The sequence below is a fragment of the Sporosarcina sp. Y352 genome, from assembly GCF_056786535.1.
Genome location: NZ_JBXCJE010000001.1, coordinates 459,263 through 471,910, shown reverse-complemented (window position 1 = coordinate 471,910; position 12,648 = coordinate 459,263). Strand labels below are relative to the sequence as shown.

Annotated in this window: 12 protein-coding genes; 7 read left to right on the top strand and 5 right to left on the bottom strand. The window is 37.2% G+C overall.

Annotation, left to right across the window (positions count from 1 at the left end; translation table 11 throughout):
* Positions 1–40: 40 nt before the first annotated feature.
* Complete coding sequence (locus AC1TO6_RS02455; RefSeq protein WP_482100009.1) at positions 41–367, bottom strand: DUF5658 family protein; 327 nt, start codon at positions 365–367, stop codon at positions 41–43.
* 248 nt (positions 368–615) lie between these two features.
* Between AC1TO6_RS02455 and corA the strand changes: the two genes are divergently transcribed.
* Together corA and AC1TO6_RS02445 are read left to right on the top strand one after the other, a co-directional pair.
* A complete protein-coding gene (corA, locus tag AC1TO6_RS02450; RefSeq protein WP_482100008.1) occupies positions 616–1,578 on the top strand; it encodes a magnesium/cobalt transporter CorA in 963 nt (320 codons plus the stop codon).
* 304 nt (positions 1,579–1,882) lie between these two features.
* Positions 1,883–2,296 carry a pyridoxamine 5'-phosphate oxidase family protein gene (locus tag AC1TO6_RS02445; RefSeq protein WP_482100007.1) on the top strand — a complete coding sequence of 138 codons (414 nt, stop codon included), beginning with the start codon at positions 1,883–1,885 and terminating at the stop codon, positions 2,294–2,296.
* A gap of 45 nt (positions 2,297–2,341) precedes the next feature.
* Here AC1TO6_RS02445 and AC1TO6_RS02440 read toward each other — a convergent pair whose 3' ends face one another.
* The gene (locus AC1TO6_RS02440) at positions 2,342–3,259 is read right to left on the bottom strand and encodes a MerR family transcriptional regulator (RefSeq protein WP_482100006.1); all 918 of its coding nucleotides are present in this window, start codon (positions 3,257–3,259) and stop codon (positions 2,342–2,344) included.
* Between the two features lie 79 nt (positions 3,260–3,338).
* Positions 3,339–4,367 (bottom strand): EAL domain-containing protein, encoded by a 1,029-nt coding sequence (locus tag AC1TO6_RS02435; RefSeq protein WP_482100005.1) that lies wholly within the window; start codon positions 4,365–4,367, stop codon positions 3,339–3,341.
* Between the two features lie 270 nt (positions 4,368–4,637).
* Between AC1TO6_RS02435 and AC1TO6_RS02430 the strand changes: the two genes are divergently transcribed.
* From AC1TO6_RS02430 to AC1TO6_RS02420, 3 genes are all read left to right on the top strand, one after another.
* The gene (locus AC1TO6_RS02430; protein ID WP_482100004.1) at positions 4,638–5,705 is read left to right on the top strand and encodes an ABC transporter permease; all 1,068 of its coding nucleotides are present in this window, start codon (positions 4,638–4,640) and stop codon (positions 5,703–5,705) included.
* A gap of 3 nt (positions 5,706–5,708) precedes the next feature.
* A complete protein-coding gene (locus AC1TO6_RS02425; RefSeq protein WP_482100003.1) occupies positions 5,709–6,380 on the top strand; it encodes an ABC transporter ATP-binding protein in 672 nt (223 codons plus the stop codon).
* 291 nt (positions 6,381–6,671) lie between these two features.
* Positions 6,672–8,117, top strand: a complete 1,446-nt coding sequence (locus AC1TO6_RS02420; RefSeq protein ID WP_482100121.1) for a DEAD/DEAH box helicase — start codon at positions 6,672–6,674, stop codon at positions 8,115–8,117.
* A 116-nt stretch (positions 8,118–8,233) separates the two neighbouring features.
* Here the strand turns inward: AC1TO6_RS02420 and AC1TO6_RS02415 are convergent, their stop codons facing one another.
* Complete coding sequence (locus AC1TO6_RS02415; RefSeq protein ID WP_482100002.1) at positions 8,234–9,364, bottom strand: PrpF domain-containing protein; 1,131 nt, start codon at positions 9,362–9,364, stop codon at positions 8,234–8,236.
* A gap of 137 nt (positions 9,365–9,501) precedes the next feature.
* Here AC1TO6_RS02415 and AC1TO6_RS02410 point away from each other — a divergent pair, with 137 nt between their 5' ends.
* A complete protein-coding gene (locus tag AC1TO6_RS02410; RefSeq protein WP_482100001.1) occupies positions 9,502–10,365 on the top strand; it encodes a LysR family transcriptional regulator in 864 nt (287 codons plus the stop codon).
* 251 nt (positions 10,366–10,616) lie between these two features.
* The gene (locus AC1TO6_RS02405) at positions 10,617–11,930 is read left to right on the top strand and encodes a CitMHS family transporter (RefSeq protein WP_482100120.1); all 1,314 of its coding nucleotides are present in this window, start codon (positions 10,617–10,619) and stop codon (positions 11,928–11,930) included.
* Between the two features lie 94 nt (positions 11,931–12,024).
* Here AC1TO6_RS02405 and yyaC read toward each other — a convergent pair whose 3' ends face one another.
* Positions 12,025–12,618 (bottom strand): spore protease YyaC, encoded by a 594-nt coding sequence (gene yyaC, locus AC1TO6_RS02400; protein ID WP_482100000.1) that lies wholly within the window; start codon positions 12,616–12,618, stop codon positions 12,025–12,027.
* Positions 12,619–12,648: the final 30 nt, after the last annotated feature.

The window sequence follows — 12,648 nt, the reverse complement described above, 5'->3', positions numbered from 1 at the left end:
TTACTTTAGTCTGCTTGTATAAAATTCAATATCTATCATTTTACAATACTAAGGAAATCCACAAAATATGCTGAAATAAGACCAAACTGTATAGAAGAAGGCTGAATCCCAATAAAATCTTTAAATACCTTCTCGCTTCAACCTTCGCCAATAAAACCAGCAACAGGAATGGCAGACAGATTTTAATTCCATAGAATCCCCAAACGCTTCGATCATAGACAAAACGCATTAATGGATTTGCTTCCGTAATATGCTTTTGTTGAATGCCAAAATCAGTAAAAAAGGAATCAGCTGTAGCCAACAGCAATAGGGCAATCCCCAAAGCAATAAGCTTATAATTCTTTGAAATCGGTGCGTTTACATCCATTATTAGTCCTCCTAGCCTTCTGACAATATTGAACGCCATACAACTAGGATGGGAATAATGTAACGAATTAAACCCTTGATAAAAACAGGAAAAAGATGAGAAGAATAAATTTCTTTTGTATACTATACTTGCCCATATAAGTACGTGTAGTATTGGGACAAGTGTTAATCGTGTGTGCACGAATATAATGTGCTACTTACAGGGGATTTCAAGCGCTGATGCGTCAGAGTTAGAAAGAAGGTGTTCACTTGATTCGGACAATGGGACTGACAACAGAGAATAAGATGGTTTTTGAATTTCCGCTATCAGAAATTTATACTCGAACATTCAGGTGGTATTGGATTGACTTTGATCAGCCCGAGGATAAAGAAACCGCCTTATTGGATTCGTTTTTTCATTTCCATCCACTTACCATCGAAGATTGTTTGAACCGCCTTCAAAGACCGAAAGTGGATTTTTATGATGAATACGCATTTTTGGTATTGCATTCCTTATGCGATGATAACCTAAAAGCTGAGGAGTTGAATCTCTTTCTAGGGAAGAATTATGTCATTACTTATCACTCCACTAAAATTCAAGAGTTAGAAAATGCCAGGAAACGTATTATTGAGAACCCGAATAAATGGGAGCAAGGTCATATATTTGTTACTCACCAAATCATCGATAAAGTTGTCGATGATTACTTTCCGGTACTACTTAAAATAGAAGATCATCTGAATGAAATCGAAGACAGCCTTGCACCGTCAACCGTCCATTTATCCATGGACTCCGTATTTGATGTCCGCAGCAATTTGCTTCGGTTACGAAGGACAATCGTACCGATGCGGGAACTTCTACATCGGATGATCACTTCCGGATCGCTGACATTATCCGTGAACGAACAAGCCTATTTTAGTGATATCTATGATAATCTGTTAAGGCTCGGTGATATCCTAGAAGCAAATCGAGAATTAACGGCAGATATTAGAGATAGTCAATTATCCATAAATTCCAATCAGATGAATCGGATTATGATGATTTTAACAATTGTTTCTTCGATTTTTATACCATTGACTTTTATAGCTGGTGTATACGGTATGAATTTTGACTTTATGCCTGAGCTTTCTTGGCGTTATGGATATATCATTGTTTTAGTCATAATGTTTACAATTGGGGTTGCTATGTTAGTGCTGTTCAAATATAAAGGATGGCTGCGAATGTTTAAATCTTAATCTGTCAATAGTCTAATCCTGTATAGTCTAGAGGTATCAGCTTTCAACACGCTGGTGCCTTTTTGTTACGTTACAATCAACGAAACTCATCCATTTAAACGAATACTCAATTAAGAAATTTCGTTAATAATAGGATTTTAATTAGAGTATGCAATTATGAAATTACTTCATTGATATGAATTGTGGATTATAATCACATAATCTAATACCAAATTACCGATATATACCTATCCCTGTAAGTGATGTTTAGCTTCTTACTTATAGAGGTAAACTACAATAACATTGAGAAAGGGAGTAGATCTTTGTGAATGCAAAAGAAACAGCGCTGAAAGTTTTGAAGGAAAGCTTGGTTGGAACAATGGCGACCGTTCAACAGAATAAGCCGCACACACGTTACATGACGTTTTTCAATGATGAATTTACGCTTTACACCGCAACATCAAAACAAACGCAGAAAGTGGATGAACTGGAAGTAAATCCACACACGCATATCTTAATCGGTTATGAAGGAAAAGGTATGGGCGACGAATATCTTGAGATAGAAGGTACTGTCAGTATTTCCGATGATGAAAGTGTAAAAGAAAAAGTATGGAATAAGCATTTGAAACCCTGGTTCAGTGGTCCTGAGGACTCCAATCTTATCATCTTAAAAATTTCACCCGATTCAATTCGTTTGATGAATAAAAAGGGTGAGGAACCAAAAGAGATTACACCATGAAAAGAGAAGGTACCAGCCTTAAGGGCTGGTACCTTCTTTTCGGATTTATTTGCGTAACGCTTCTTCAAGTGAACTGGTGACGTGGATTGCCTGAAGTGTTTTGTTTGTTGCGTAGTCGAGTGCACCCGTGCCGCCTAGGTAAAAATCGATTTGTTTATTATTAGCGGCAAACTGATCTAAACTCTCCAATAAATCCGGATCATTTATAAAAGGGGCCGTTGTCGTTGCTGATAGCAGTACTTTTGCAGGCTTCAATTTTTCTACCAGCGATTCTATAGCGCCAGGAGCAGGAGAAGTACCAACCAATACTGTTTTCCAGCCTTTCATCATAAATTGCAATAATAGTATGTGCAAAGGGATTTCATGTCGTTCATAAGGCAGGCATGCTCCTAAGACTAAAGGTGCACCGTCACTGCTTTGATAGTTACGACGAATTTGCACTAGGAAGTCTCGTACGACCAAGCTTGAGACAGATTCCTGATACTCGCTCCATTCCTTCCTGTGCCATTTATTACCGATCTCATTTAAAAATGGAACGATCACGGATGTTAAAAAATCGTTTAATCCGAAAGAATGATAAGCCTGCTGCAACACTAGATATAATTCCAATTCATCACAATAGGATCCTTTTTCTAGAAGTTGAAAGACATAATCATTTAGCAATTCTTGATGTTGTATCGCATGGATTGGATCTGGAACAGTATCTAACAACTTTCGTCTATCTTTTGTAAGTTCGACAGCGCGCTTAATGGAATGTCCTTGCCCAGAAAGAGTCTTCACATTTAATAGAGCGTTGATATCTGCTTCACTATATATACGATAGCCATTTTCTAATCGATTGGGTTGTACAAGATTATAACGTTCTTCCCACTTGCGGATTACTTGTTTCGATAATCCTGTCATGTCTGAAACTTGTTGTATAAAATATAAACCATTAGAATCTGCTGGAGTGATTATGTTCATTACATCCTTTCGACAAACTAGAAGTCTTTGTGTAAGTATAAGGATTTTTGGCGTTTTGTACAGTGTTGTATTTTAAACGTTATACAAAGGGGGGATTCGACGACAAAACAGTATATTTAGCTAGAGCTGTTGGTATAGGTGTTGGCTTTCCAAACAAATAGCCTTGGAATAATTCGTATCCGACCTCTTTCAACCATTCAAAGTCTTCTCTCTCTTCAATCCCTTCAGCAAGAGGGATTGCACCAACTTGTAAGGCAGCCGATAAAAACTTTTTAGCAGCTACCTGTTTAGTTAAATCACCAGATACTCCCTGTACAAATTTCATGTCTAACTTCATATAATTAGGCATTAATTGTTCAAGCACTTCAATTGTGCTAAAGCCTGCACCCACATCATCAAGCGCGTAGTGTAAACCCCTATCTCTGTAAAAACTCAATATTTTTTTCAAATGCTCAATATCATCTACACTTTCTGTCTCAACTACCTCAAATACTAATTGAGAAAAGGGGATACCCAACTGATTTGCAAGTTGAACGGTTGTTCTTAGACAATGTTCTGGAGAGTAGATTGAAGTTGGAATAAAGTTAATGAACACTTTCTTATGAATAGTAGCGGCGTTCCTAACGGCAGCCATTCTGCAAACGCGATCTAACGCATAAGTACGGTTTCGTTTTTTTGCTGCTGTAAATACATTACTTGGAGCTACAGAAATTCCGTTATCATCCTGGAATCGGGCCAACATTTCAAAAGCAAAGACCTCTTGGCTTTTCGTAACGATTGGTTGTATGTGAAATGTGACGTTGTTTTTAAGTATGACCTGGTCAATCCATTTTAATTCTAGCAATTCAACTACTTCATTAATCGGTTTCCAGTCACTTCCATCCACTTTGAAATAAATAGACTTTACTTCCATTACATCGCTGAAATAATCGTATAACCCTGCAACTGTAGCTTCTCTTACAACAATGATATTATCTCGTGCGTTTACCAATAAGCCGTTACTTTTAAGATAAGACTGAAGTTGAGGAAGGTGAGTTAAATTACTTTCCCCCGAAATGAGGATTTTGTAAAACAGTTCTGTTGGGTTACATGAAGTACATTTGTGCATAGAGTCTCCTCCTAATCTCTGGTTAGAATCATCTAAATCTATTATATAGCAACCCTTAATCTTTGTATAATGTTTTATGATTTAGGATATACAAAGATTTGACAGGTTATTTTTACTCTGTTTTAATAGTGTTAAGAAATAGAAATGAATTGAGAGGTAATGAACGGGGGAATCAGTTTTGAAATGATTAATTTAATAGGTAAAACCAGTGTCAAAGAATCTCGGAATAGTGAACTACTAAAACTAAAAAATACATAAGGATGTGAAAAGATGTTTTTAGCTTTAAATGAAATTAAGAAAAACAAATTACGCTTTACATTGATCATTGGTGTGTTAATGCTCGTATCTTATTTAGTGTTTTTTCTATCGGGTCTTGCTACAGGCCTGGAAAATCTGAATCGTGAATCTGTTGATAAATGGAAAGCAACAGATATCATTTTGACAGAGGAATCGGATAAGAGCATGTACCAATCTTCATTAACAATTGAAGATGCAAATGAAATCGATGCGGAAGAAATTGCCGTAATCGGTCAAATAAATGCAGTTGCCGGCAATGGTGATACTAAGACGAACGTATCCATTTTTGGGATAAAAAAAGATGAATTCATTATGCCAAAAGTGACGGAAGGCAAAGCGTTTGCTGAAGGCAATGAAGTTATCGCCAGTGATGCATTAAAAGAAGATGGATTTAAAGTAGGTGATGAATTGCAATTATCATCGTCTGACGAAGTATTAACTATTGTAGGTTTCACAGACAAAGCAAGATTTAATGCAGCTCCAGTTCTATATGGAGATTTGTCTACTTTCCAACAAGTGAAATTCGGTGAAGCAGCTGAAGCAAATAAGGAAAGTATTAGTGGAATAGTTGTTCGTGCGGATGATACACCAGCTAACATTAAGAATGATTCACTGGTATCAATTGAAATTGAAACATTTATCCGGAGTTTACCAGGGTACACGGAACAGAATTTGACACTGAACTTCATGATTTATTTCTTGTTTGGTATTTCAGCGGTCATTGTAGCAATTTTCCTTTACGTATTGACCGTCCAGAAAATTAGTATGTTTGGTGTCATGAAAGCTCAAGGGATCTCGAATAACTATCTTTCACGTTCAGTCATTGCACAAACATTTATATTAGCTGCAATTGGTGTGGCCGTAGGTTTTGTATTGACGTTAATCACCGGCGCATTTTTACCAAGTGCGGTACCTGTAGCATTCGATCTTGTAACGATGCTCATCTACGGACTCGTTCTGATAGCAGTTGCGATAATGGGTGCGATGTTCTCAGTTCTTACAATTGTTCGAATCGATCCATTGAAAGCAATAGGAGGGTAAATGATGGCAGTTTTAGAATTAAAACAAGTGAAAAAGACATTTGGCAGTGGCCATAAAGAAATAGAAGCAATGAAGGAAACAAATTTTACTGCAGACAGGGGCGAGCTGATAGCCATTATCGGTCCGTCTGGTTCAGGGAAAAGCACATTTCTAACAATTGTCGGCGGGCTCCTCACACCCACTTCAGGGTCTGTGGTCATAAATGATAAAAATCTAGCAGATTTAAATGAGAAAGAGCGCTCAAAAATTCGGTTGAAGGAAATCGGGTTCATTCTACAAGCATCGAATCTAGTTCCCTTTTTAACGGTCGCCAATCAGTTGAAACTATTGGACCAAGTTAAGAAAGAAAATATGACGAAAAAACAATTGGAAGAGTTATATGATGACTTGGGTATTGGGGATTTACGAACTAAATATCCTGCAGACTTATCTGGCGGAGAACGTCAGCGTGTCGCAATTGCCAAAGCGTTATACAGTAACCCTTCCATTATTTTAGCTGATGAACCAACAGCATCTCTTGACTCAGATCGTGCCTATGAAGTAATGGAGCTATTGAAAAATGAAACAAAGAACAAAAACACAACGACCATTGTCGTCACACATGATATACGTCTAGTAGGCTATTGCGACAAGGTTTATAAAATGACAGACGGTGTACTTGTTCAGGAAGAATAAAGAAGTCTGAACGGCTTACCAATGGTTAAGGCGTTCAATGACCTACATAGAAAATGAATTATATAGGGGAATTTTTGAATATGTGATGAAATCAAATAAACAGTAAATACTTAGATAGTGATAGGCGAGTGCATAGAAGTTCGTTCACTTCTTTCAAATCTGCTCATATCATCTAGGGCTTTCCTGAATCAAAAGAATGAACCTTATACGCACAAGTCAAAAACAAATCATAATACTCCATTAAATGACGAAAGACCTCTGTTTGTGAGATAATACACTAAGAATGAGAGGCTGATTACAATGACATTTCAAAATTATAAACTGAGCAAGGAGATTACTCGAGCGCTCGACGGGCTCGGGTATTCTTCACCTACAGAAGTCCAGGAGAAAGTAATTCCTGCGGCTCTTACAAAGACAGATTTAGTTGTTAAATCACAAACGGGAAGCGGTAAGACAGCTGCATTTGGTATTCCGATATGTGAAATGGTGAACTGGGATGAGAACAAACCACAGGCATTAATCTTAACGCCGACACGTGAACTTGCAGATCAGGTCAAGGAAGATATTACAAACATTGGCCGTTTTAAGCGTATAAAAGCTGCCGCGGTCTATGGGAAATCTCCATTTGCTTATCAAAAAGAAGAACTGAAGCAAAAATGCCACGTCGTTGTCGGAACGCCTGGGCGTGTATTTGATCATATTGAGAGAGGCTCAATTGCTCTTGATCGGATTGAATATCTTGTTCTTGATGAAGCGGATGAAATGCTAAACATGGGTTTTATTGATCAAGTTGAATCCATTATCAATAAACTACCGAAAAATAGAACGACAATGCTGTTTTCGGCGACACTTCCTGAGAAAATCGGAAAGCTTAGCAGTAAATATATGAAAGATCCCAAAAATATTGAAATAGCATCAACCGTTACGTTGACGGATCAAATAGACCACTCTCTAATTATCGTTAGAGATCCCCAAAAGTTTGATATGTTACGCGATGTAACTGTAGTTGAAAATCCGGACAGTTGTATTATCTTTTGTCGTACAAAAGATCAGGTGGATAATGTAACTGAACAACTTGAGCAACTTCACTATACTTGCGATAAACTACATGGAGGTATGATGCAGGAAGATCGTTTTTCTGTAATGGATGATTTTAAACGGGGTGAATTCCGTTACTTGGTTGCAACAGATGTTGCTGCACGTGGCATAGATATTGACAGTATCTCACATGTCATTAACTATGACCTGCCAGTGGAAACTGAAAGCTATGTGCACAGAGTAGGAAGAACGGGACGTGCAGGTAAGAGAGGGAAAGCAATTTCTTTCGTGACACCGAATGAAAATCATTTTTTAGAAGAAATCGAAGCGTACATTGGTTTTGAAATTCAACAAAGAAACGCACCATCGAAGGCGGCAGTAGCTGCAGCAAAAGATGCATTCACTGAAAAACTGGAAAGCTTACCTGAATTAAAAAAGAATAAAAACGAATTGGTAAATAAAGATATTATGAAATTGTATTTCAATGGCGGAAAAAAGAAAAAGCTTCGTGCTGTTGACTTTGTTGGTACAATTACAAAAATTCCCGGCGTATCCGCTGAAGACATTGGCATCATCAAAATCCAGGATACTGTGACGTATATTGATATACTTAATGGTAAAGGGAAACTTGTTTTGAATGAAATGAAAACGACAACGGTTAAAGGAAAATTATTGAAAGTACACAGAGCGAATAAATAATCATTCAATTTAAAAAGTAATCCTAAATCATTAGATACACTGATTTAGGATTGCTTTTTATCTACTGCTGCAACCAATCGCGAACTGGTTACCCTTACAGTTTCCGAGATAATTATTTACGCGTACATGTAAGAAAACTCATAGTTGTTCTTCGTATATACATAACCTTCAAAAATCATCCTTGCAGTACGTACTACTTTGATAGCACTAATATGTCCGGCAATTAAATCGACCTTTGTTTCCATAATCCCAGCAGGATGCCCCAACCGAAGCACATCGTTTTCAACAGTTATTATATCTGCTAAGATTGTATCCTTTAAAAAGGCACCTGCAGTTGTGCAAATAGCGCCTGTAATTGCAAGAGCTTGATGCGGTTTTTGCATAGATAACATCCTAATTGAACAGTCCATATCAGTAGCTTTTCTTTCTATTCCCGTTACATCGGTGTAATCCGTTGGGGATGCGATAATCGTCATTTTGGGTACAGATGGAAATTTTTTAGTTGCTTCCTTTCGAGTGGAAAATTTACACATTTCGGCTGCGATTGATCGGATAGCTTCTAACTCTGCCAATTTTTCTGAAGTGAATTCATGTGGTAATTCAGTTCCCTTAAGACCAACATCCTCTGCTCTCACAAAGACTAATGGGTTTGCGACATCAATAATGGAGATATCGATAGTGCCAGTAGGTGATTGAATTGTATCTATCGGGTTTCCGGTAGGGAACAGTTTTCCAGTTACTGCACCTTCAGCATCTGTGAAAGAGAGATAAATGGGGGAACCGGTACCTGGAACTCCAGGGATTGAACACATTCCATCTGTTTTAACTTTGCCATCAACAACCTCGACCTCCGCAATAATCATTTTCTGTGTATTTGTATTTAAAATTCTAACCTTCGTAATAGGTTCTATCGCGGGAACTAGGCCTTGCTCGATAGCGTAAGGGCCTACAGCGGAGGAGATGTTGCCGCAATTTCCTTTAAAATCCACTAACTGATTTTCAATACTTATCTGTGCAAACGTATACTCGACGTCGATTCCTTCTAAATTGGACTTTCTAATGATTGCCGCCTTACTAGTTAAAGAATTTGCTCCACCAATTCCGTCAATCTGCCTTTGATCTGGACTACCCATTATATCTAATAAAAAATCATCCCAATAAAAACGATCTTCTGGCATGTCTTCATACTTGAGAAATACTCCTTTACTTGTTCCGCCTCTCATAACTACAACAGGAACTTTCATCAAATTAACCACCTTTATATATATTTATGTATCGAATGCTCTAAAAATAGAGTAAGATAAATATGAAAATAAGTAAAATAGATATATTCTTTGGGAAAACCAAAAAAAAACTTATAACCTAAATGGAAGGGGTCAAGAAGATGGATGAAAAAGACTGGGATGCGTTACGAATTTTATATCAAGAAAAAAATATTACCCGTGCAGCGGAAAGATTATATGTTTCTCAACCAGCCTTGACGTACAGATTTAAAAACCTGGAAAAAAGTTTTGGGACTAGTTTGTTCTTTAAAATAAAAGGGGGCATCGAATTTACTTCTGAAGGGGTTCATTTAGCCGAGTATGCAACTGAGATGATTGAAAAGTTACAGAAGACGAAAGACTATATGCTCAATATGCAACATGAAGTGAGAGGAACGTTGCGACTAGGTGTCTCGAGTAATTTTGCCCAATATAGGTTGCCCGAAATATTGAAAAGTTTCTCAACCATTTATCCAAATGTACAATTTAATGTGAATACAGGATGGAGCACGGACATTATGAAGCTTCTTGATTCCTCTAGCGTGCAACTTGGAATACTCCGCGGTAACTATGATTGGTATGGAATGAAAACACTATTACATAAAGAAAGACTATGTTTGATCTCGAAAAAAGAAATTACTATGGAGGATATACCTAATCTTCCTTTCATTAATTACAAAACGGATAGTTCATTGAAAAATCTGATTAATGGGTGGTGGCACGATAGATATACAGAACCGCCGCTGGTAATAATGGAAACGGATAGGCAGGAGACTTGTAAGGAAATGGTGAAAAATGATTTGGGGATTGCTATTTTGCCAGAAATTTGCCTGCAACCTTCTGATGATCTTTTTACTCACGGTTTGTCATACAAAAATGAAGAACCTGTTTTACGAAATACCTGGTTAATGTATAATCAAGATTCATTAAAACTTTCTACTGTAAAAAGTTTTATCGACTTTTTAAATGATTATCCTAACATTTAACAACATAAAAAACGAGGAAAGCTGAATCTCGTTTTTTTTTTTTTTTACTAAAATTATTTAACTTATAGGATTATAAGTATTTTTATATGATTAGTTAAAAAAATATCTATTTTACTTATTTTCGAACATGTAATACTCTTAAAACAATAAATAGTTAGAAAACGCTTACGGAAACAAGATAAACTAGTAAGTGAAAAGCATATTTCACTTACATTGGTTCTGAAAGCGGTTTCTTTATAGGGGGTATTATTATTCTTACATTTTTAGGGATATCAATGGTTGTTGTTTTCACGTACTTAATCATGTCTAAGCGGTTGTCGCCAGTTACTGCGCTTGTAATAGTACCGATTGCCTTTGCATTAATCGGCGGGTTTGGTATTTTAGAGCTTGGTGGCATGATGATGGATGGATTGAAAGTTGTTGCACCATCAGCTGCTTTACTGCTCTTTGCAATTCTGTTTTTTGGAATCCTAATCGATGCAGGACTATTTGATCCTCTAATCAATAAAATGATGAAAATTGTAAAAGGTGATCCAGTCAAAATTGCCGTAGGGACAGCAGTGATTGCTATGATTGTTGCATTAGATGGTGATGGGACAACAACACATATGATTACAATTTCCGCAATGTTGGCACTTTACCTAAGAATAGGTATGAACCCACTGATTTTAGCGACAATTTCAATGCTGGCTGTCAGTATAATGAGCGGTATGACTCCTTGGGGGGGACCCGCGACTAGAGCAATCGCATCTTTGGGGCTTGATGCAAACGAATTTTTTATTCCGCTGATTCCTACGATGATTGCAGGAATGGCAAGTATTCTTTTTATTGCCTATGTGCTTGGAGTAAAGGAACGTGTTAGATTAGGTGTTATCGTGCTCGAAGAAATTCCAAGGGAGACATTAGCGATGAGTGGTATAGCTGCCACTACTGTAGCCCTGAAGGAAGATCTTAAACGTCCAAAACTAAGATTAGTTAACCTCGTTTTAGTGATTGTGATTATGGGAATCTTAGTAACTGGAATTATGCCTGTACCTATATTATTTTTAATAGGTTTTGTGATTGCTGCTATGATTAACTATCCGAATTTGGAACAGCAAAAAGAGCGTATTGTAGCACATGCAGGTAACGCAATTACAGTTGTCACTTTGGTGTTTGCAGCCGGTATATTCGCAGGAATCTTCTCTGGAACCAGCATGGTAGATGCTATCGCAAACTCATTGATAGCCATCATTCCAGAATCTCTAGGTTCGTTTTATCCGTTAGTTGTTGCGCTAACAAGCATGCCTTTTACATTTGTTTTATCGAATGATGCATACTACTTCGGTGTTTTACCTATCCTTGCTGAAGCAGGGGCCGCGTATGGAGTGAGTCCATTGGAAATTGCGAGGGCTTCGGTATTAGGACAACCTATACATTTCCTGAGCCCGCTCGTTGCGTCCACTCTTTTACTCGTAGGAATGGTTAAAACAGATATTGGCACATTTCAACGGTTTGCAATTAAATGGGCTTTTCTTTGCTCGTTAGTCGTTATCATCGTTGCCTTTGTTACAAATGTTATTTAATATCTATAATCAACTATCATAAAAACGAATCCTTCCAAACTCCATTAGGAATTTTGAAGGATTCGTTTTTTCTTCATATTTTCAAGCCATACATTTAACCTTCAACCACTTCAATTCTCGTAATAACTTCTGTAATGGTTTTGGCAAGGTTCATTACAGTATGTAATCGTGTATCATTTATAAATTGGGATTTTGGAAGTGGATCGATATAATTGACCACACCTTTGAAATGATAATCACCTACTTTGGGTAAAATCTTTTCAAGAGCCTTTCCAGGGGATAGTGGCCCTTCTTCAAAAAGAATAAATCCGACTTGATCTCGTTCGCCTAAACAAGCATCAATGCAGAAAATTAGTGGTTTTCTAAACTGTTTATTAATATTTTTCAAAGTCACTTTTAAATTAAATGCATGAATCGGTTCTTCCAATGTACCGTAAACAAGATATGGAGTCTTGCTATCCTTTAGCATGGAACCTACTAAAGGGCCTAAGGAATCTCCGACATAGCGATCTGAGCCAATGCATAAAAAAACGATATCTTTAGCTTCGTTTGATGGATGATCAATAATTTTTTTTAGTACAAGCGCTAGTAATTCAATTTCTTTTTCTGCGGTACGTTCATTCGAATTCAGTGAGTAAGATATAGCCCCCTGATTTCCTTTATCTATACCGTTGTAAAAAATATCCATTCTAACCCTCCCCTTGTATTCAACAGCAAC

Coding starts and splice junctions, on each gene's coding strand:
- AC1TO6_RS02455 (WP_482100009.1), bottom strand. CDS start 367: ATGGATGTAAACGCACCGATTTCAAAGAATTATAAGCTTATTGCTTTG.
- AC1TO6_RS02440 (WP_482100006.1), bottom strand. CDS start 3,259: ATGAACATAATCACTCCAGCAGATTCTAATGGTTTATATTTTATACAA.
- AC1TO6_RS02435 (WP_482100005.1), bottom strand. CDS start 4,367: ATGCACAAATGTACTTCATGTAACCCAACAGAACTGTTTTACAAAATC.
- AC1TO6_RS02430 (WP_482100004.1), top strand. CDS start 4,638: ATGTTTTTAGCTTTAAATGAAATTAAGAAAAACAAATTACGCTTTACA.
- AC1TO6_RS02425 (WP_482100003.1), top strand. CDS start 5,709: ATGGCAGTTTTAGAATTAAAACAAGTGAAAAAGACATTTGGCAGTGGC.
- AC1TO6_RS02410 (WP_482100001.1), top strand. CDS start 9,502: ATGGATGAAAAAGACTGGGATGCGTTACGAATTTTATATCAAGAAAAA.
- yyaC (WP_482100000.1), bottom strand. CDS start 12,618: ATGGATATTTTTTACAACGGTATAGATAAAGGAAATCAGGGGGCTATA.